Genomic DNA, 20559 nt, shown 5'->3' on the forward strand with positions numbered 1-20559 from the left:
AGTACGAAAAATGAGGTGTTAACATGATTAGAGGAATCATTATCGCTGTTCTCGGTGTCGCGATCGCCGCAACCGGGTATTGGGGATATAAAGAGCATCAGGAAAAAGATGCGGTCCTTCTGCATGCGGAAAATAATTATCAGAGGGCATTTCATGAACTGACATACCATGTAGATCAGCTTCACGACAAAATCGGGACGACGCTTGCTATGAACAGTAAAAAATCTCTGTCTCCGGCGCTCATTGATGTATGGAGAATAACATCTGAAGCTCATAACAATGTGAGCCAGCTGCCGCTGACTCTCATGCCTTTTAATAAGACGGAAGAATTTTTATCCAACATAGGAGATTTCAGCTATAAAACATCTGTCCGGGATTTAGATCAAAAACCGCTCGATAAGAAAGAATATACAACACTGAACAGCCTGTACAAACAGGCGGAGAACATTCAAAACCAGCTGCGCAGCGTTCAGCATCTCGTCATGAGCAAAAATCTGCGGTGGATGGATGTTGAGATGGCGCTCGCCTCTGACAAAAAACAAAGCGATAATACGATCGTCGACAGCTTTAAAACAGTCGAAAAAAATGTAGGCGCTTTTTCTGAAGACAGCACCAGCCCTACGTTTACAAGCGCAAATACAGAAAGAAAAGGTTTTACGCATCTGAAAGGAAAACAAATTACAGAAAAAGAAGCGGTCAAAATCGCGCAACGGTTTGCGCCTGATCATAATTATTCCATTAAAGTGGTCAAAAGCGGCCGGAAGACGAATCGGGACGTATACAGCATCCGCATGAAAGACGCCGACAGCAAGTCTTTTATCTATATGGATATTACCCAAAAAGGCGGACATCCGGTCTATTTAATTCAAAAGCGGGCCGTGAAGAAACAAAAGATCAGCCTCAATGAAGCATCTAACCGGGCCGTCGCGTTTTTAAAGAAAAACGGTTATGAAACAAAAAATCTCGAAATTGATGAAAGCGCGCAATATAACAACATCGGCGTCTTCTCGTTTATTCCCATTGAGAAAAACGTCCGTATTTATCCGGAAGCCATCCGGATGAAGGTGGCGCTGGATGACGGTGAAGTCGTCGGCTTCTCCGCGCGTGATTATTTGGCGGCGCACCGCACGAGAACAATTCCGGCTCCGGCTTTATCGGCTGATGAAGCGAAAGCGAAGCTGAACAAAAATGTTGAAGTCCGGGAGACGCGGCAGGCACTGATCACGAATGAACTCGGACAGGAAGTGCTTTGCTATGAAATGCTCGGGACGATCGGGAAAGACACATATCAAATGTTCATCAATGCGGACGACGGAAAAGAAGAAAAAATAGAAAAATTAAAAAGTGCAGAACCTATATACAAAGACCTATAAAAATAAAGGAGGAAAGGACTAAAAGTCTTTTCCTTTTTTTCATTACATGCTTTAATAAAAGCATAAATAATGAAAGAGTGAAGGCCTATGATAGCTGTCGGAAATTATATTTGGATTGAATACATAGAGAACAATGAGTGCAAAAAAGCGAGGAGCAAAGCAGTCAGTATTGAAAGCGGTGAACTGTACATTTCATATCCCGTCGATCTGGATACGGGACGGACGGTCTTTTTGCACAAAGGGTTGGAGATAACAGCTGAATGTATGGGGAACGGCCAAGTGCCTTATCAATTTAAAACCATAATCAAAGGAAAGAAAAAAGATCCCATCCCGATGATCGGACTGGATATTCCCCCAAAGGAAGAAATGAAGCGGATTCAAAGACGCCGGTACGTCCGTGCAGACGCTGTATTGGATGTAGCCGTCAAAATGGAAGCGGAAAAAAACGCCTTTCAAACGGTTTCTTCTAATATGAGCGCCGGCGGAATTGCAGTTGTGCTGCCTGAACATATTTCCGCGGAACCGGGTGAAAAGCTGTATGTTTCGTTCACTCTCTCCGAAAAGGAAAATACAGCGGATATAACGGCCGAGGCCGTTACCCAGCGGGTTTTTTATGATGAAAAGGCGGCGAAACGAAAAATGACGCTTGAATTTACAGACATCGACCCCGCGTCTCAGCAGCATATACTCCGATACTGTATGCGCGTGCAGCTGCAGCAGAGAAGAAACCGTCTGCCGGAATAAACTGCAGCGCACTTTTCCATACTAATCCTAATGGAGGTGCGCGTGTATGAAAACATTTGAACGTCTGCTGGTCAAATTGGTCTGCATTCAGTTCGTTATTTTGGGCGCAGTACAGTTTTTGCTTCATTATCAGCCTATTGAACCTTATATTTCGAAAGCTGTGAAATATGAAGGAGTGGATAAAATGGAGAAAAAAGAATGGATTGAAACGGTAAAGCGGTAAATCGTCTCAATTTTTTCGCCCCTTTTCGGACAGTTCATGATACAATCCATAGAGGAGTAAAGAGCAAGGAGAGAGATTATGGACAAGAAATTATCAATTGCAATCGACGGTCCGGCGGCTGCCGGAAAAAGCACCGTTGCTAAAATAGTGGCTGAGAAAAAATCATATGTGTACATTGACACGGGAGCGATGTATCGTGCCATTACACACACGGCGCTCAAGCAAAATGCCGATTTAACGGATGAAGCCGCGCTCACAGAGCTTTTGAAGCGTACGGAAATTGAGCTTGTATCCGCTCCGGAAGGACAAATCGTTCTGGTAAACGGAGAAGATGTGACAGAAGAAATCCGAAAAGACGAAGTCAGCAACCAAGTATCTATCGCCGCCAAGCATAAAGGCGTCAGAGAAGAAATGGTGAAAAGACAGCAGCAGCTCGGAGAAAAGGGCGGCGTCGTCATGGACGGCCGTGATATCGGAACTCACGTGCTGCCTGATGCGGAAGTGAAGATTTTCCTTTTGGCGTCCGTTGAAGAAAGAGCGAAGCGCCGATATGAAGAGAATAAGAAAAAGGGCTATGACGTGAATTACGAGACGCTCATTGAAGAAATTGCAAGACGCGATAAACTCGATTCAGAGAGGGAAGTTTCCCCGCTGCGCAAAGCGGACGACGCGGTGGAAATCGATACGACGTCACTGAGCATTCCTGAGGTCGCTGGAAAAATTCTGGAGATCGTTGAACAGAAATCACGTTAACATCGGGCGGAGCTCATTTTAATTTTTTTTCAAAAGACAAGATGTTATTGCTTGACAAACCAGTCCTTTTATTAGAAGTTAATACTAATAAAACTTTTTATTGATCATTCAAAATCTTTTTTTGGATGATTCTTTAATACATATTCGGCTGAAAAGCGGACATTCACATGTTCAGCTTTCAAACCGTTTTAATTAAGCTGTGTAGGTTTGGACCAAGGAGGTTATTCAAATGACAGAGGAAATGAATCAAATTGATGTTCAAGTGCCAGAGGTTGGAGATGTAGTAAAAGGGATTGTGACAAAGGTAGAGGACAAGCATGTAGATGTCGAAATTATCAATGTCAAACAATCCGGGATCATTCCAATCAGTGAATTATCAAGTCTTCATGTAGAGAAAGCATCGGATGTCGTAAAAGTTGACGACGAGCTTGACCTGAAAGTAACAAAAGTGGAAGACGATGCTTTGATTTTATCTAAACGTGCCGTTGATGCTGACCGCGCTTGGGAAGACCTTGAAAAAAAATTCGAAACAAAAGAAGTGTTTGAAGCTGAAGTGAAAGATGTGGTGAAAGGCGGTCTCGTCGTTGATATCGGCGTTCGCGGCTTTATTCCCGCATCACTTGTCGAAGCTCATTTCGTCGAGGATTTCACTGACTATAAAGGGAAAACTCTCTCTCTTATCGTCGTTGAACTTGACCGTGATAAAAACCGTGTGATTCTGTCACACCGGGCTGTGGTGGAAAAAGAACAGACAGCCAAAAAGCACGATTTTCTCCAAACGCTTGAAGTTGGAAGCGTGCTAGAAGGAAAAGTGCAGCGCCTGACTGATTTCGGCGCGTTTGTCGATATCGGCGGAATCGACGGGCTTGTTCATATTTCGCAGCTGTCTCATTCACACGTCGAAAAACCGTCTGACGTCGTGGAAGAGGGACAGGACGTAAAAGTGAAAGTATTGTCCGTAGACCGCGATAACGAGCGCATTTCTTTATCTATTAAAGAAACGCTGCCGGGACCTTGGAGCCAGGTCGGCGAAAAGGTGAAGCAGGGGGATGTGCTTGAAGGAAAAGTGCAGCGCCTTGTAAGCTTCGGCGCCTTTGTGGAAATTCTTCCCGGCGTGGAAGGACTTGTGCACATTTCGCAAATTTCCAATAAACATATCGGAACGCCGCATGAAGTGCTTGAAGAAGGACAGACTGTTAAAGTGAAAGTCCTTGACGTTAACGAAAGCGAAGAACGCATCTCCTTAAGCATGCGTGAGCTTGAAGAAGCGCCGAAAGCCGATCAGGAAGACTTCCGTCAATACCAGGCGAAAGAAGAGCCGAGCACAGGCTTCCAGCTTGGCGATTTAATCGGGGACAAGCTTAATAAATTAAAATAAATTGGTGATAAAACGTGACACGAGCAGAACGCAAAAGAGAACATATAAATCATGCGCTGTCTACCGGTCAAAGCCGGGAAACGGGGTTTGATGATATTACGTTTGTTCATGTCAGCCTGCCAGACCTTGCATTGGAAAAAGTGGATATCTCAACGAAAATCGGCGGACTCACAAGCAGTTCGCCGATTTTTATCAATGCGATGACAGGCGGCGGCGGACAGCTTACATACGAAATTAACAGGTCACTGGCAAGAGCCGCGCGCAAATCCGGCATGCCGCTGGCTGTCGGTTCGCAAATGTCGGCACTGAAGGATCCCGCTGAACGGTATTCCTACGAAATCGTCAGAAAAGAGAATCCGGACGGTTTAATATTTGCGAATTTAGGCAGCGAGGCGGACGCCGAGCAGGCGAAAAGGGCAGTTGATATGATTGAAGCAGACGCCCTCCAGATTCATTTGAATGTGATTCAGGAGATCGTCATGCCTGAGGGAGACAGAAGCTTTACGGGCGCCCTCAGCCGCATTGAGCGGATTGCCGATGGAGCGGGAGTGCCCGTTTTTGTCAAAGAAGTCGGCTTCGGCATGAGCAGGGAATCGGCACGGCGGTTATTTGATGCCGGGGCGGCGGCTGTTGATGCCGGCGGATACGGCGGAACAAATTTCTCTAAAATTGAAAATCTGCGCAGAGAGAAGGCGCTTCAATTTTTTAACACGTGGGGAATTTCTACAGCCGCAAGTTTAGCGGAAATCCGTTCGCTTTCCGCTGATCAATCGGTTATCGCATCAGGAGGGCTGCAAAGTGCGCTGGATGTCGCCAAATCGATTGCTCTCGGCGCATGCTGCGCGGGAATGGCGGGCACATTCCTGAAAGCTCTCACCTCAAAAGGAGAAGAGGGCCTTTTTGACGAGATGACGGCGCTTTTGCAAGAGCTCAAAATGATTATGACGGTCCTTGGGTGTCAAACGGTCGCCCAATTGCAAAAGGCGCCTTTGGTTATAAAAGGTGACACACATCACTGGCTTTCTGAACGGGGAATTGACACATCCCGTTTCAGCAGACGTTAAAAGGCATGCGGACCCGCATGCCTTTTTTGCTTTACGATTTTCTTTTTCGGAATTCCCCGTTTTGCTCGAGGCTTGTCGCTCCTTTATGGTGAATCGAATCGTCGCGGTCCGATTCCACCCGGCGGGAGGCTTTCAGTTTTTTCTCCTGTCTGTCTTTTCCCATCATCATCCGCTCCTTTCAGGATAATTGGTTTAAAAAATGCGTTCCCGCTCCATACTGATCAAAGGAGGAGCGATTTATGGAACCGTTTTATTATTACTGGTCGATGTGGTTTTTATGGATACTTGCGACTTTTATTTTTGCCAAAACGAAAAGCCGTTTTTACGTATCAGTCTTTATTTTGACTAATATGATGGCAAGCATACATCAGATGACCGCTTATTTTACACTGAACGCGGCATATGTCATGTTTTTTGCTGCGGCATTTGTTTACGCGGGGAGCCTCGGTATGCATAAGCGGCTCCGTAATGTCCTGATTCATCTGACGGCTGCTGCAGCGTACGGCTTTATCTTTCTTTTTGCATTATATGATCCCGTTTGGTTTATCATAAAACCTGAGTGGGCGGCTGTCATACTGCTTACCGTTATTACGGTTTCTGTTGAGGGGCGATTTCCTGAGAGGCTTTGTCTTTTTGTTCTCGGCATGTGCCAGGGAGAGTTATTGTATTCGGCGGTCATTCACAAAATTGCAGGCGCGGCAGCCGTCGGCGGCTATCAATGGCTTTCAGGCTGCTCGGCGGGAGTGATTCTGCTTATCGGGCTGACTACCTATGAACAGCTTGCCGCACGCATCAGCCAAAAAAGCAAAAAGCAGGGCAAAGGGGCCACCAAAATGTCTTGAAAACGGACGGAGACTGTTGCATGAACGCGAAACATTTCGAAGAATACATTGTGCTCTCGGTAAAAACTGATATAATAAATGAGTTAAGCCCTTCTGTTGAAGGGTTCTTTTCATAGCGAAGATGATTTTAATAACCGGTTGAACAATTTTTGTGAAAATGTAAGCGGCTGGATTGAAAGGAAGGGTACTATGGGTAAACCTGTCGTAGCCATTGTCGGAAGACCGAATGTGGGAAAATCCACAATCTTTAACCGGATTGCGGGTGAAAGAATTTCAATAGTAGAAGATACCCCCGGAGTGACGCGGGACCGGATATACAGTTCGGCGGAATGGCTGAATTATGATTTTAACCTGATTGACACGGGCGGAATTGACATCGGAGACGAACCGTTTCTGACACAGATCCGCCAGCAGGCCGAAATCGCCATGGACGAGGCTGATGTGATCATCTTTATGGTGAACGGCCGCGAAGGTGTGACGTCTGCGGATGAAGAAGTGGCAAAAATATTGTACCGGACGAAAAAACCGGTCGTATTAGCCGTTAATAAATTAGATAATACCGAAATGAGAGCGAACATCTATGACTTTTACGCGCTCGGTTTTGGAGAGCCTTATCCGATTTCCGGTACTCACGGTTTGGGATTGGGAGATTTGCTCGATGCTTGTGCCGAGCATTTTAAAAACATTCCCGAAACGAAGTATAATGATGATGTCGTTCAATTCTGCCTGATCGGCCGTCCGAATGTCGGAAAATCCTCTCTTGTCAATGCGATGCTCGGCGAAGAGCGGGTTATCGTGAGCAACGTGGCGGGAACGACGAGAGACGCTGTAGATACGGCATTCACTTATAACCAGCAGGAATTTGTGATTGTTGACACGGCGGGCATGAGAAAAAAGGGAAAAGTATATGAAACAACAGAAAAATACAGCGTGCTTCGGGCATTAAAAGCCATTGACCGCTCAGACGTTGTCGGCGTGGTACTGAACGCTGAAGAAGGCATCCTTGAGCAGGACAAGCGGATCGCCGGATATGCCCATGAAGCAGGAAAAGCCGTCGTCATCGTCGTAAACAAATGGGATGCCGTTGATAAAGACGAACGCACGATGAAAGAATTTGAACAGAATATACGAGAGCATTTCCAATTTCTCGACTATGCGCCGGTACTGTTCATGTCGGCACTGACGACAAAGCGGATTCATACACTCATGCCTGCGATTATTAAAGCGAGTGAAAACCACTCTCTCCGCGTGCAGACAAATGTCTTAAATGACGTCATCATGGATGCGGTCGCCATGAATCCGACTCCGACGCACAATGGCTCCCGTCTGAAAATTTATTATGCGACTCAAGTTGCTGTTAAACCGCCGAGCTTCGTTGTTTTTGTCAACGATCCGGAACTGATGCATTTTTCTTATGAACGCTTTTTAGAAAACCGAATCCGTGATGCTTTCGGATTTGAAGGTACGCCAATTAAAATATTTGCAAGAGCAAGAAAATAAAAAGGTGTGATACAGAGATGAAAAAAGTGGCAATGCTTGGAGCGGGAAGCTGGGGCACTGCACTTTCTTTAGTGCTGGCTGATAACGGACATCAGGTCATGATGTGGGGACACCGAGCCGAATTGATCGATCAAATCAACGGACTGCATGAAAACAAAGATTATCTGCCGGGGGTGGAGCTGTCAAGCTCTATCATCGGCACAGCTGATTTAAGCGAGGCTTTAAAAGGAGCTGACTTCATCATTGTGGCAGTTCCGACAAAAGCCATTCGGGAAGTGCTGAAAAAGGCTCTGCCTTACATCCCGAAACAGTCGATTTTTGTTCATGTCAGCAAAGGAATTGAGCCGGATTCGCTTCTCCGCATTTCTGAATTAATGGAAGAGGAGCTGCCTGAGGAGTACAGAAAAGACATCGTCGTGCTTTCAGGGCCTAGCCACGCTGAGGAAGTCGGATTGAGACACCCGACGACTGTTACATCATCTTCAAAAAATATCGAGGCTGCAGAAGCGGTTCAGGATCTATTTATGAACCAGCATTTCCGTGTCTATACCAATCCGGATATGATCGGTGTTGAAATAGGGGGAGCGTTAAAGAACATCATCGCTCTGGCAGCGGGAATTACAGACGGATTGGGATACGGAGATAACGCAAAAGCGGCCCTGATCACCCGCGGTCTTGCTGAAATCGCCAGACTCGGCACAAAGATGGGCGGAAATCCTCTCACCTTTTCCGGCCTGACTGGCGTAGGCGACTTAATCGTGACGTGTACGAGCGTCCATTCCCGCAATTGGCGCGCCGGCAACCTGCTCGGCAAAGGGTACAAGCTGGAGGCTGTCCTTGACAAGATGGGAATGGTTGTGGAAGGCGTGCGGACGACGAAAGCGGCATATCAGCTTTCTCAAAAATACCAAGTGAAAATGCCGATTACAGAGGCGCTTCACCAAGTGTTATTTAACGGGCAGAAGGTAGAAACAGCCGTAGAATCCTTAATGGCCAGAGTGAAAACCCATGAGATGGAAGACTTGGTCAACACATTCGAAAACCGGGTGAAGTGACAATAACTTGCCGTCTGCATATTCTGAAATGACGAAAGTCCAAAACGCAGAACTCTCCGGCTGAAATCGCTTAAAACATTTGCTGATTTAGGCAGAAGAGGATGCAGACGTACGCATCTACGCATACTATAGCATCGAAGTCCAAGAGAGTGTATCTCAGACGTATAGGTGAATATAGTCAACTTGACTGAAGCAAAGTCCCCCTCTTTGCTTCAGTTTTTTTGTTTTTTCAATAGATGGAAAACCTGTTGATCTTTTCAACATTTGTATATTAAAATGAAATATAACGCTTACAATGATTGGATGGGGGGCACGGACGTGAGTGTGGCATTGATGAAAATGTGGTTTGCGCTTGGTGCTATGGGATTAATGTTTGTTGCGGTGGCCTCTATTTATGTCAGCAGGTACAAAGTGAAAAACAAGCTGATCAAAGCAGCAGTTTCTTCGCTCGCTTATGCCTGCATGGTCATCTCGGGATTGATCGTGTTAATGGTCGTTTTCAGCGGGCCTGTCAATGAATAAGCAAAAAAGGGGGCGCGGCATGCATAAGATAAAAATGGCCGTCATAACGGCATTTGCGGTGCTTCTGCTGTCCGGCTGTCTGTATCCTGAAGCGGAAAAAACCGAAAATAAAGTATCTTACAAGCATCAGCTTCAGCAGGTTCAAGCGGCAGTGGATGAGTTTAAAAAGGCGAACGGCGGACTTCTGCCGATTCAGACAAAAGATATGAAAACACCGATCTATCAAAAATATCCGATAGATTTTAAGCGGCTCGCGCCCAGATATATAGAGGAGCCGCCGGCATCAGCTTTTGAAAGCGGAGGAATGTACCAATACGTGCTTGTCGATGTGGAAAATAAGCCGACCGTGAAGCTGATCGATCTCCAAATGGCGGAGGCAATCCGCGACATGAAGCTGCGTGTTAAAATGTATCAGGAAAAACATACATATCCGCCCTATGAGGACGCTGTTTCAAAAGGGCTGTTCACTTTGAATAAAAAAAAGCTCGGCATGAAAGACACTCCTTCAGTCAAAAGTCCGGTTTCAGGCACGTCTCTGCCGCTTTTAATCGGCGCTGACGGAGAAATCTATGCCGACTATCGCGTCGATCTCGCCCGCTGCCTGAAAGAAAACAAAAAGAAAATCAGACCGGGCGCGGAAATTCAGGATATTTTATGGAAAGAGACGCCTTTCGTCCCGGCCTTTTCAGTCACATACACCGTAAATGAAAAACAGGAACCCGTTTTTTTAGAAAGTAAAACGAAACAGGAATGAACCTTTCTCCCGCGCATACAAATAGGGAGAAAGGTTTTTTTGATTCCGATAGAAAAGATTTCCTGAAAATTTTCTAAAGATGTCATATTGAAATAGGACAACGTCATACACATATAGTGTCCTGTATTTGATTGAAGAATGGTGAATGAAAAATGATAAGGATAGGAAGTCCGGGAGGGGATCACTTGGAAAAGGTCGATATTTTCAAGGATATCGCTGAACGAACAGGAGGCGATATATACTTAGGAGTCGTCGGCGCTGTCCGTACAGGGAAATCTACATTTATTAAAAAATTTATGGAGCTTGTGGTGCTCCCGAATATCAGCAATGAAGCCGACCGAGCGCGGGCGCAGGATGAGCTTCCGCAAAGCGCAGCAGGAAAAACGATTATGACCACAGAACCAAAATTTGTTCCGAATCAAGCCATGTCCGTACATGTGGCGGAAGGGCTTGACGTCAATATCCGTCTTGTGGATTGTGTGGGATACACGGTTCCCGGTGCGAAGGGATATGAAGATGAAAACGGCCCGAGAATGATCAATACACCATGGTACGAAGAACCGATTCCCTTTCATGAAGCGGCGGAGATCGGTACGAGAAAAGTCATCCAGGAACATTCCACAATCGGGGTCGTCATTACGACGGACGGCTCAATCGGTGATATTGCGCGGGGCGATTACGTAGAAGCGGAAGAAAGAGTTATAGACGAGCTGAAGGAAGTCGGCAAACCGTTTATTATGGTCATCAACTCGGTGAAGCCGTACCACCCGGAAACGGAAGCGCTCAGAGCTGAATTAAGCGCGAAATATGATATCCCCGTTCTCGCCATGAGTGTTGAAAGCATGAGGGAAACAGATGTGTTAAGCGTTCTCAGAGAAGCGCTTTACGAGTTCCCTGTGCTGGAAGTGAATGTAAACCTTCCGAGCTGGGTCATGGTGCTGAAAGAAAATCACTGGCTCAGAGAGAGTTACCAGGAATCAGTGAAAGAAACCGTAAAAGATATCAAACGACTGCGCGACGTCGACCGGGTTGTCGGCCACTTCAGTGAATTTGAGTTTATTGAAAGCGCCGGATTGGCCGGAATTGAACTTGGCCAGGGTGTCGCAGAAATTGATTTATACGCGCCGGATCATTTATACGACCAGATTTTAAAAGAAGTAGTGGGCGTCGAAATCCGCGGGAAAGACCACCTGCTTGAATTAATGCAGGACTTCGCCCACGCGAAAAAGGAATATGATCAGGTTTCAGACGCGCTGAAAATGGTGAAACAGACCGGCTACGGCATTGCAGCCCCGGCCTTAACGGATATGAGCCTTGATGAACCGGAAATCATCAGACAGGGATCAAGATTCGGAGTAAGGCTGAAAGCGGTCGCCCCGTCCATTCATATGATCAAAGTGGATGTGGAAAGTGAATTCGCGCCGATCATCGGGACGGAAAAGCAAAGCGAAGAGCTTGTCCGCTACTTAATGCAGGACTTTGAGGATGATCCGCTTTCGATCTGGAACTCCGATATTTTCGGAAGATCATTGAGCTCGATCGTAAGAGAGGGAATCTCGGCGAAACTGTCGCTTATGCCGGAAAATGCGAGATATAAACTGAAAGAAACGCTTGAGAGAATTATAAACGAAGGCTCAGGCGGCCTGATCGCCATTATTTTGTAAGCTGAAGGACCTCTTCCTGAAACGGGGGGTCTTTTTTTGTCTTTTTAGATACTAGAAATCAATCAAGGATTAGGAGGAAAAAAGCAAAAAAAGGAATATTTGTTCGGTAAAACACGCGAAAACCTTGACGAGCAAGGGATTGGGGCTTTAAAATGCTTGATATGGCTTTTTATATGTGTTACTCTACTTACAGAAAATCTTCACTTTGTTGGACAAACATTCCTCAAAGTGTCTGTTTTCTTTTGAAAAGCCGTTTACTTGTCTGTTCTTCCCTGCTTTGATTTTTTATTAAGACAGGTTTAGAATCAGGCTGAACTGTGAAGAAATGATAATAAACTGCTGAATTGATACCCTTTTGGGAGGAGGTGAAAGGCATGAACAAGACAGAACTAATCAATGCGGTTGCAGAAGCAAGCGAATTGTCTAAAAAAGACGCTACAAAAGCAGTTGATTCTGTTTTTGATACGATTTTAGATGCACTTAAAAATGGTGATAAAATCCAACTGATCGGTTTCGGTAACTTTGAGGTGCGCGAGCGTTCTGCACGTAAAGGACGTAACCCGCAAACAGGTGAAGAGATCGAAATCCCTGCAAGCAAGGTACCTGCTTTCAAACCAGGTAAAGCTCTTAAAGACGCTGTTGCAGGAAAATAATTGTGAATATAGATCGTGTATGCATCTGATACATACACTTTGTTTCTTCACAGAAAAGCCCCTTGATAAAGGGGCTTTTCATATTTAAGCAGCCTCGGTCTCCGGGCAGGACTTTCGTTTTGCTTTTGGCGCGTCAAATGTGCTAGAATCGAAATTAAATGTATTCAATGGTGGAGGACACAGACAATGAAAGAAGTTAATAAAGAACAGATTGAACAGGCAGTTCGCCAGATTTTAGAGGCGATAGGAGAAGACCCGGACCGGGAAGGTCTTTTAGATACACCGAAACGCGTGGCGAAAATGTACGCGGAAGTATTCTCGGGGTTAAATGAAGACCCGAAAGAGCATTTCAAAACCGTTTTCGGCGAGGACCACGAGGAGCTTGTTCTTGTAAAAGATATCGCGTTTCATTCTATGTGTGAACATCATCTTGTTCCTTTTTACGGAAAAGCGCATATTGCCTACATTCCGCGCGGCGGTAAAGTGACAGGCCTGAGTAAATTGGCGCGTGCAGTGGAAGCTGTTTCAAAACGCCCGCAGCTGCAGGAGCGCATTACTTCAACGATTGCAGAAAGCATCGTAGACACCTTAGATCCCCACGGCGTCATGGTTGTCGTTGAAGCTGAGCATATGTGCATGACGATGAGAGGCGTAAGAAAGCCGGGGGCAAAAACGGTAACTTCCGCTGTAAGAGGCATTTTTAAAGATGACGCTGCGGCGCGTTCCGAAGTGTTAGAACATATTAAACGTGCGGATTAATTATGATAGAGGGTGCAGATATGAATTCAAAGCATTCAAGTGATTTTGTCGTCATTAAAGCGGTCGAGGACGGTGTGAACGTCATCGGTTTAACGAGAGGAACGGATACGAAATTCCACCATTCTGAAAAGCTGGACAAAGGTGAAGTAATTATCGCTCAGTTTACAGAGCATACTTCAGCCATCAAAGTGAGAGGCAACGCCCTCATCCAGACCGCTTACGGAGAAATGAACAGCGAAAAAAAATAAGCCGGCTGTTTCCCGCTTTTGCCAAATGCCCGCAAACGGCGGGAGAATACAGCCAATTTCTTTTTTTTATGCTATAATGATACCTGCGTATAATAATGACGAGTAAATCTCATACATATTAGAATAAATGTGAATTTGGGGACAAGGGTGATATTTTTGCAAGACATCTACGGAACTTTAGCGAATTTAAATACGAAATTAAAACAAAAGCTGTCTCATCCTTATTTAGCGAAACATATTTCTGCGCCGAAAATCGATGAGGATAAGCTTCTTCTTTTTCACGCTTTGTTTGAAGAGGCGGACATTAAGAACAACGACAGAGAAAATTACATAGTAACTGCGATGCTTGTCCAAAGCGCCCTTGATACCCACGATGAAGTGACAACAGCCAGAGCGTTAAAGCGAGACGAAAATAAAAACCGGCAGCTCACCGTGCTTGCCGGCGACTATTTCAGCGGACTGTATTATTCGCTTTTATCTGAAATGAAGGATATCTATATGATCCGGACGCTCGCTACGGCAATTAAAGAAATCAATGAGCATAAAATCCGTCTGTACGATCGGTCTGTCAATGACTTGAACCAATTGATCGAAAGCATGGCGATTGTGGAAGCGGCCCTGTTTCACAGAGTGTCAGACCACTTTAATCTTCCGCGCTGGAAAGAGCTGGCGAGTGATTTTTTTGTGTATAAGCGGCTGATGAACGGCAATGCTATATTTCTCGATGTCATCGGCAATATTGTAAAGTCAGGGAAATCAAAGGCTGAAATACTGGAAGAAAGCTTCCGAAAGGCGAAACAAAGCATTGAAACGCTGCTGCCGCTCAATTCACCAATCCAAAATCTAATGCTGAACCGGCTTAAAGCGATCAGCCAAGACAAAACATATCATCAGAAAGTGGAAGAAGGGTAATCAACATGCAGGAGTCAAAAGAACAGCGCGTACACGGCGTGTTTGAAAAAATCTATAAAAATTATGACCAAATGAACTCTGTCATCAGTTTTCAGCAGCATAAAAAATGGCGCGACAAAACGATGCAGATCATGAATGTGCAAGAAGGTGCAAAAGCGCTTGACGTCTGCTGCGGGACGGCTGACTGGACGATTGCCCTCGCAGAAGCTGCCGGAAAAAGCGGCGAAATCAAAGGGCTGGATTTCAGCAAAAATATGCTGAGCATCGGCGAGAAAAAAGTAAAAGAGGGCGGTTACAGCCAAATTGAGCTTTTGCACGGAAACGCAATGGAGCTTCCTTTCGCTGATAATTCTTTTGATTTTGTCACCATCGGCTTCGGACTCCGGAACGTTCCCGACTATCTGACCGTGCTGAAAGAAATGCGGCGCGTCGTCAAACCGGGCGGACAGGTCGTATGCCTGGAAACATCCCAGCCGGAAATGATCGGTTTCAGACAGGCATATTTCCTTTATTTTAAATACATCATGCCTTTCTTCGGAAAAATGTTTGCGAAGAGCTATAAAGAATATTCTTGGCTTCAAGAATCAGCAAGAGAATTTCCCGGTATGAAAGAGCTTGCGCGTCTGTTTGAAGAAGCGGGCCTGACGAATGTCAAATACCATTCGTTTACCGGCGGAGTGGCCGCTACGCATATCGGCTGGAAATGATGAATATACAGATGTTTGGGTGAATGATATGAAATTTAAAATGGCCTATTCTTTTTTAAATGATGATATTGATGTGATCGAAAGGGAGCTTGAGCAGACGGTACGGTCTGACTATCCCTTGCTGAGTGAAGCCGGGCTCCATCTGCTTCAGGCAGGAGGCAAGCGGATTCGCCCTGTTTTCGTATTGCTTTCCGGCATGTTCGGCGACTATGACATTAATAAAATAAAATATGTTGCGGTGACGCTGGAAATGATTCATATGGCGTCCCTCGTGCATGACGACGTCATTGATGACGCCGAGCTGCGGAGAGGAAAACCGACCATTAAAGCCAAATGGGACAACCGCATCGCCATGTATACCGGTGATTATATGCTTGCGGGCTCGCTTGAGATGATGACGAGACTGGATGAGCCGAAAGCCCACCGGATCCTGTCCAAAACCATCGTAGAAGTTTGCCTCGGAGAAATTGAACAGATCAAAGATAAATATAATATGGAACAAAACCTCAGAACCTATTTACGCCGCATCAAACGGAAAACGGCGCTTCTTATCGCCGTCAGCTGCCAGCTCGGCGCCATCGCTTCGGGAGCTGATGAAAAGATTCATAAAGCATTATATTGGTTCGGCTATTACGTGGGCATGTCCTACCAGATTATTGATGATATCCTTGATTTCACTTCAACGGAAGAGGAGCTGGGAAAACCGGTCGGAGGAGATCTGCTGCAAGGAAATGTCACTCTGCCCGTTTTGTACGCGCTGCGTCAGCCTGAATTGAAAAATCAGCTGAAATTAATTAACAGCGAAACAACACAGGAGCAGCTCGCCCCCATTATTGAAAATATTAAACGCACAGATGCGATTGAAAAATCAATGGCCGTCAGTGACAGATACTTGAAAAAAGCGTTTGAAAAGCTGAATACGCTGCCGAGAGGACGTGCGCGTTCATCCTTGGCCGCCATTGCCAAATATATCGGCAAACGGAAATTTTAAATCCTTTTACGAACAAGATGTGAACATTCTCCGCCCTGGATTGATTAATTGTCAGAAAGATGTTACGATTTCGGTGTGCAACTTGAAAGCCTATACATAATGATGGGGTGGAGAATCTTATGGAAAAAACTTTTATCATGGTAAAACCGGACGGCGTACAGCGCCAGCTGATCGGAGAGATTTTATCGAGATTTGAGCGTAAGGGCTTACAATTGGCAGGAGCCAAGCTGATGCAAGTTTCAGAACAGATGGCTGAAAACCATTATGCTGAACATAAAGGGAAACCGTTTTTCGGTGAGCTTGTGGAATTCATTACATCAGGACCCGTATTTGCAATGGTATGGGAAGGGGAAAATGTAGTAGAGATCACAAGACAGCTGATCGGAAAAACAAACCCGAAAGACGCACTGCCAGGCACGATTCGCGGTGACTACGGCATGTTTGTCGGCAAAAATATCATTCACGGTTCAGACTCCTTAGAAAGCGCTGAACGGGAAATTGACATTTTCTTCAAACAGGAAGAGCTTGTACCGTATCAAAAATTAATGGCCGACTGGGTGTACTAAGCCGTCAGCCTTTCTTTTTCTCTTGTTATGAAAAGGTTTACATATTTTAAGAAAGACAGAGGCTGCGCTGCCCTGTCTTTTCATTTCTCACAAATCAGCCTGCGGGCTGATTTTTTTATTGAAATCGTACAAATTAGAAAGAAAACAGGCTATACTAGGACAAAAGACAGCGAGATTGGGAGAGAAGCAATGGAGCCTTACGACATTTTTATCACCAAGTGGAAGAAAATAACCGGTGTTGATTTATCTTTATACAAAGAAGCACAAATGAAAAGGCGGCTGACGTCCCTTTATGAAAAAAAGGGATTCAAAGATTTTCAGGAATTTGCCGCCGCTTTGGAGAAAGACAAGCTTTTATTAAATGAAACATTGGACAGGATGACAATCAATGTTTCTGAATTTTACCGAAATTATAAACGATGGGAAGTTCTTGAAACCTCAATTCTTCCGTTAATAAAGCATAACAAACCGTTAAAAATATGGAGTGCGGCCTGTTCAACGGGGGAGGAACCCTATACCTTGGCCATGATTCTCAATCAGCAGGCGGGTTTGGCCGGCTTTGATATATTGGCGACAGATATTGATGAAAAGGCGCTCGGCAAAGCCAAGCGGGGCATCTATCAGGAGCGGTCTCTGCAAGAGGTGCCGGCTTCCATAAAAAGCCGCTATTTCACCAAGCAGGCTGACAACAGCTATCAAGTAAAACAAGAGATTCAGAAAAACATCCGGTTTAAGCGGCACAACCTGCTTGCCGACAGCTATGAACAGGATTTTGATCTGATCGTCTGCCGCAATGTTTTTATTTATTTTACTGAAAAAGCGAAAGAAGAGCTGTATGTGAAAATGGCGGGCAGCCTGAAAAAGAACGGAATTCTGTTTGTCGGAAGCACAGAACAAATTTTCAGCCCGGAAAAATTCGGCCTTGAAAGCACTGATACATTTTTTTATCAAAAAAGATAGAAGACATTTTATGAAAACTTGTGTTATAGTTTTACTTAAAAGCGTTAATGTGATGAAGGGAGAAGAACGAAATGAGATACTTAACAGCCGGAGAATCACACGGTCCGCAGCTGACGACCATTATAGAAGGTGTGCCTGCGGGGCTTTATATAACTGAGGAAGATATTAATTTTGAGCTTGCCAGACGCCAAAAAGGGCACGGGCGCGGACGGCGCATGCAGATTGAAACGGACAGAGCGAAGATTACGAGCGGCGTGCGGCATGCCCGGACACTCGGTTCACCCATTGCGCTCGTTGTAGAAAATAAAGACTGGACCCACTGGACAAAAATCATGGGTGCCGCACCGATTACAGAAGAAGAAGAAAGTGAAATGAAACGCCAGATCACAAGACCGAGACCGGGGCACGCGGATTTAAACGGCGCCATTAAGTACAATCACCGCGATATGAGAAATGTGTTAGAACGATCTTCCGCGCGTGAGACAACGGTTCGCGTGGCTGCCGGAGCCGTCGCTAAAAAGATTTTAGCGGAGCTTGGCATTACAGTGGCCGGACATGTTTTGCAAATCGGCGGGGTAAAAGCCGAGAAGACCGACTACACATCCATTGAAGATCTCAAGCGGGTAACGGAAGAATCACCGGTCAGATGCTACGATGAAGAAGCAGGCCGGCAAATGATGGCAGCCATTGATGAAGCGAAGGCAAACGGCGACTCAATCGGCGGAATCGTTGAAGTGATTGTCGAAGGCATGCCGGTCGGTGTCGGAAGCTATGTCCATTATGACCGTAAACTGGACAGCAAGCTCGCCGCTGCCGTTCTGTCGATCAATGCTTTTAAAGGGGTCGAGTTCGGCATCGGTTTTGAAGCGGCCGGCAAAAACGGCAGTGATGTTCATGATGAAATCGTGTGGGATGAAGAGAAAGGCTACACACGCGCTACAAATAGGCTCGGAGGATTAGAAGGCGGTATGACGACAGGTATGCCGATTGTCGTCCGCGGTGTTATGAAACCCATCCCGACTTTATATAAGCCGCTGAAAAGCGTTGATATTGAAACGAAAGAGCCGTTTTCAGCGAGCATTGAACGTTCAGACAGCTGCGCGGTTCCTGCGGCAAGCGTCGTGGCTGAAGCGGCAGTGGCCTGGGAAATCGCAAATGCCGTCGTAGAACAATTCGGCCTCGACCAGATCGACCGCATTAAAGAAAATGTTGAAAACATGAAGAAACTATCGAGGGAATTCTAATGAAGGAGCTTGAGGTTCGGACGGCTTCCTCCGCATATCCCGTGTATATCGGTGAAGGCATCAGGAAACAGGCCGCTGCCCTTCTGACTTCACTGAACAGGCCGCTGACAAAAATCCTGCTCGTCATCGACGCTGAAGTGGACCGGCTTTACGGTGATGAGATGTTCCGGCTTCTAAACGAAACATGGCCCGTGAAAAAAGTGATCGTCCCGAGCGGAGAAGAAGCGAAGTCTCTGAAAGAGTATGAACGGATTCAATCGGAAGCGATCGCCTTCCATATGGACCGCTCTTCATGTATGATCGCCTTCGGAGGCGGTGTGACGGGTGATTTGGCCGGCTTTTGCGCAGCGACTTTTATGCGCGGAATTGATTTCATCCAAATGCCGACGACACTGCTTGCCCATGACAGCGCGGTCGGCGGCAAGGTGGCCGTCAATCATAAACTCGGAAAGAATTTAATCGGAGCGTTCTATCAGCCGAAAGCGGTGATTTATGATACGGAGCTTCTGAAAACCCTGCCGGAACAAGAGCTGAGATCGGGTATGGCTGAGGTGATAAAACATGCGTTTATCGCCGACCACGCTTTTTTAGAAAAGCTTCTCACGCTTGATACGTTAAACGGACTGACAAGCGCTGAGCTGAATGAAATGATTTATAAAGGAATCTCAATCAAATCAGCCGTTGTGCGTGAGGACGAAAAGGAAGAGGGGATAAGAGCTTTTCTGAATTTCGGACATACGCTCGGCCACGCAGTTGAGGCGGAATACGGCTACGGCCGGATAACACATGGAGATGCAGTCGCCCTCGGCATGCAGTTTGCCCTTTACGTGAGTGAACAAGTTGCGGGATGCAAGATGAACAGAAAAGAACTCACGCAATGGCTGATTGGGCTCGGCTACCCGGGAAGCATCAGACAAGATATTGAAACACCGGTTCTCTCCGCCCGGATGATGAATGACAAAAAAACGCGCGGAGGCATGACTCAGTTCATCGTATTGAAGGAATTAGGCGAAGCGCAGGACTGTATGCTTTCAAAAGATGAGCTTGAAAATTTGCTGAACAAATGGCGAATGGAGGAAACAGCATGATGATACGCGGCATTCGCGGAGCAACAACGGTGGAACAAGACACCGAACAAGAAATTTTAGAAAAAACACAGCAGCTGCTTGAAAAAATCATTGAACAAAATGGATGCAAGCCGGAAGACGTCGTGCAGATCCTGTTATCCGCCACGCCTGACATCCATTCCGTATTTCCGGCAAAAGCGGTCCGCCGCCTTTCCGGGTGGCAGTACGTCCCGGTAACATGCATGCAGGAAATGGATGTCGCGGGAGCTCTGAAAAAATGTATCCGTGTCCTGATGACGGTTCAGACGGATACGCCTCAAGATGAAATCAAGCATGTCTATTTAGAAAAAGCCGTTGTGTTAAGACCGGATTTATCATTGACAAAAAATACTGACATGTAATACGATAAAAAAAGCTTAGAAATACACAAGAGTGTGTATAAAGCATAGAAACCAGATGATGAAACAGTTGAGTTTAGAATAGGGTAGCAGAGAATGAGTTTAGCTGAGCTGAGATAAACACGTTTTTATTCTGCCCAAAAGAAGCCTTTCTTTTGGGTTTATTTCATATACGCAAGACC

At 45.8% G+C, this 20559-nt stretch carries 24 protein-coding genes; 23 read left to right on the forward strand and 1 reads right to left on the reverse strand.

Annotation, left to right across the window (positions count from 1 at the left end):
- Positions 1-23: 23 nt before the first annotated feature.
- The 6 genes from ypeB (at position 24) to fni (ending at position 5535) form a co-directional block, all read left to right on the forward strand.
- A complete protein-coding gene (gene ypeB / locus ACQE26_RS12710) occupies positions 24-1373 on the forward strand; it encodes a germination protein YpeB (protein ID WP_500469619.1) in 1350 nt (449 codons plus the stop codon).
- 87 nt (positions 1374-1460) lie between these two features.
- A complete protein-coding gene (locus ACQE26_RS12715; RefSeq protein WP_500469620.1) occupies positions 1461-2117 on the forward strand; it encodes a flagellar brake protein in 657 nt (218 codons plus the stop codon).
- A 46-nt stretch (positions 2118-2163) separates the two neighbouring features.
- Positions 2164-2340, forward strand: coding sequence for a YpfB family protein (locus tag ACQE26_RS12720; RefSeq protein ID WP_500469621.1), 177 nt, complete (start codon positions 2164-2166; stop codon positions 2338-2340).
- 78 nt (positions 2341-2418) lie between these two features.
- Positions 2419-3093, forward strand: a complete 675-nt coding sequence (gene cmk / locus ACQE26_RS12725) for a (d)CMP kinase (protein ID WP_500469622.1) — start codon at positions 2419-2421, stop codon at positions 3091-3093.
- Between the two features lie 229 nt (positions 3094-3322).
- Complete coding sequence (gene rpsA / locus ACQE26_RS12730; RefSeq protein WP_500469623.1) at positions 3323-4471, forward strand: 30S ribosomal protein S1; 1149 nt, start codon at positions 3323-3325, stop codon at positions 4469-4471.
- Between the two features lie 14 nt (positions 4472-4485).
- Positions 4486-5535, forward strand: a complete 1050-nt coding sequence (gene fni / locus ACQE26_RS12735; RefSeq protein ID WP_500469624.1) for a type 2 isopentenyl-diphosphate Delta-isomerase — start codon at positions 4486-4488, stop codon at positions 5533-5535.
- Between the two features lie 31 nt (positions 5536-5566).
- On the opposite strand, the gene ACQE26_RS12740 is transcribed toward fni, so the two are convergent.
- Positions 5567-5698 (reverse strand): YpzI family protein, encoded by a 132-nt coding sequence (locus tag ACQE26_RS12740; protein ID WP_003153429.1) that lies wholly within the window; start codon positions 5696-5698, stop codon positions 5567-5569.
- A 76-nt stretch (positions 5699-5774) separates the two neighbouring features.
- On the opposite strand from ACQE26_RS12740, the gene ACQE26_RS12745 reads away from it, so the two are divergent.
- From ACQE26_RS12745 to aroH, 17 genes are all read left to right on the forward strand, one after another.
- Complete coding sequence (locus tag ACQE26_RS12745) at positions 5775-6377, forward strand: YphA family membrane protein (RefSeq protein WP_045925474.1); 603 nt, start codon at positions 5775-5777, stop codon at positions 6375-6377.
- Between the two features lie 189 nt (positions 6378-6566).
- Positions 6567-7877 carry a ribosome biogenesis GTPase Der gene (der, locus tag ACQE26_RS12750; protein ID WP_016939109.1) on the forward strand — a complete coding sequence of 437 codons (1311 nt, stop codon included), beginning with the start codon at positions 6567-6569 and terminating at the stop codon, positions 7875-7877.
- 17 nt (positions 7878-7894) lie between these two features.
- Positions 7895-8932 carry an NAD(P)H-dependent glycerol-3-phosphate dehydrogenase gene (locus tag ACQE26_RS12755; protein ID WP_049628700.1) on the forward strand — a complete coding sequence of 346 codons (1038 nt, stop codon included), beginning with the start codon at positions 7895-7897 and terminating at the stop codon, positions 8930-8932.
- Positions 8933-9250: 318 nt separating this feature from the next.
- The gene (locus ACQE26_RS12760) at positions 9251-9454 is read left to right on the forward strand and encodes a DUF2768 domain-containing protein (protein ID WP_003153435.1); all 204 of its coding nucleotides are present in this window, start codon (positions 9251-9253) and stop codon (positions 9452-9454) included.
- Between the two features lie 19 nt (positions 9455-9473).
- On the forward strand, positions 9474-10208 hold the full coding sequence (locus tag ACQE26_RS12765) for a YphF family lipoprotein (RefSeq protein ID WP_489202195.1): 735 nt from the start codon (positions 9474-9476) through the stop codon (positions 10206-10208).
- A gap of 185 nt (positions 10209-10393) precedes the next feature.
- The gene (gene spoIVA, locus ACQE26_RS12770) at positions 10394-11872 is read left to right on the forward strand and encodes a stage IV sporulation protein A (protein WP_003153438.1); all 1479 of its coding nucleotides are present in this window, start codon (positions 10394-10396) and stop codon (positions 11870-11872) included.
- Positions 11873-12246: 374 nt separating this feature from the next.
- Positions 12247-12525, forward strand: a complete 279-nt coding sequence (gene hbs / locus ACQE26_RS12775) for a non-specific DNA-binding protein Hbs (protein ID WP_003153447.1) — start codon at positions 12247-12249, stop codon at positions 12523-12525.
- Positions 12526-12711: 186 nt separating this feature from the next.
- Complete coding sequence (gene folE / locus ACQE26_RS12780; RefSeq protein WP_016939106.1) at positions 12712-13284, forward strand: GTP cyclohydrolase I FolE; 573 nt, start codon at positions 12712-12714, stop codon at positions 13282-13284.
- Between the two features lie 20 nt (positions 13285-13304).
- Entirely contained in the window at positions 13305-13532 is a 228-nt protein-coding gene (mtrB, locus tag ACQE26_RS12785) for a trp RNA-binding attenuation protein MtrB (RefSeq protein WP_003153449.1), read from the forward strand.
- A gap of 156 nt (positions 13533-13688) precedes the next feature.
- Positions 13689-14444 carry a heptaprenyl diphosphate synthase component 1 gene (hepS, locus tag ACQE26_RS12790; protein ID WP_016939105.1) on the forward strand — a complete coding sequence of 252 codons (756 nt, stop codon included), beginning with the start codon at positions 13689-13691 and terminating at the stop codon, positions 14442-14444.
- A 5-nt stretch (positions 14445-14449) separates the two neighbouring features.
- Positions 14450-15151, forward strand: coding sequence for a demethylmenaquinone methyltransferase (gene menG, locus ACQE26_RS12795; protein ID WP_060964888.1), 702 nt, complete (start codon positions 14450-14452; stop codon positions 15149-15151).
- 28 nt (positions 15152-15179) lie between these two features.
- Positions 15180-16142 (forward strand): heptaprenyl diphosphate synthase component II, encoded by a 963-nt coding sequence (gene hepT, locus ACQE26_RS12800; RefSeq protein ID WP_016939103.1) that lies wholly within the window; start codon positions 15180-15182, stop codon positions 16140-16142.
- Positions 16143-16261: 119 nt separating this feature from the next.
- Complete coding sequence (ndk, locus tag ACQE26_RS12805; protein WP_003153455.1) at positions 16262-16708, forward strand: nucleoside-diphosphate kinase; 447 nt, start codon at positions 16262-16264, stop codon at positions 16706-16708.
- Between the two features lie 189 nt (positions 16709-16897).
- Complete coding sequence (locus ACQE26_RS12810; protein WP_060964889.1) at positions 16898-17668, forward strand: protein-glutamate O-methyltransferase; 771 nt, start codon at positions 16898-16900, stop codon at positions 17666-17668.
- 71 nt (positions 17669-17739) lie between these two features.
- Positions 17740-18912 (forward strand): chorismate synthase, encoded by a 1173-nt coding sequence (gene aroC / locus ACQE26_RS12815; protein WP_500469625.1) that lies wholly within the window; start codon positions 17740-17742, stop codon positions 18910-18912.
- Positions 18912-20000, forward strand: coding sequence for a 3-dehydroquinate synthase (aroB, locus tag ACQE26_RS12820; RefSeq protein ID WP_060964890.1), 1089 nt, complete (start codon positions 18912-18914; stop codon positions 19998-20000). The genes aroC and aroB overlap by 1 nt, the downstream gene beginning before the upstream one ends.
- Positions 19997-20380 carry a chorismate mutase gene (aroH, locus tag ACQE26_RS12825; protein ID WP_045510999.1) on the forward strand — a complete coding sequence of 128 codons (384 nt, stop codon included), beginning with the start codon at positions 19997-19999 and terminating at the stop codon, positions 20378-20380. The genes aroB and aroH overlap by 4 nt, the downstream gene beginning before the upstream one ends.
- The last annotated feature ends 179 nt before the right edge of the window (positions 20381-20559 follow it).

The sequence above is a fragment of the Bacillus sp. 5RYD7K genome, assembly GCF_059831465.1.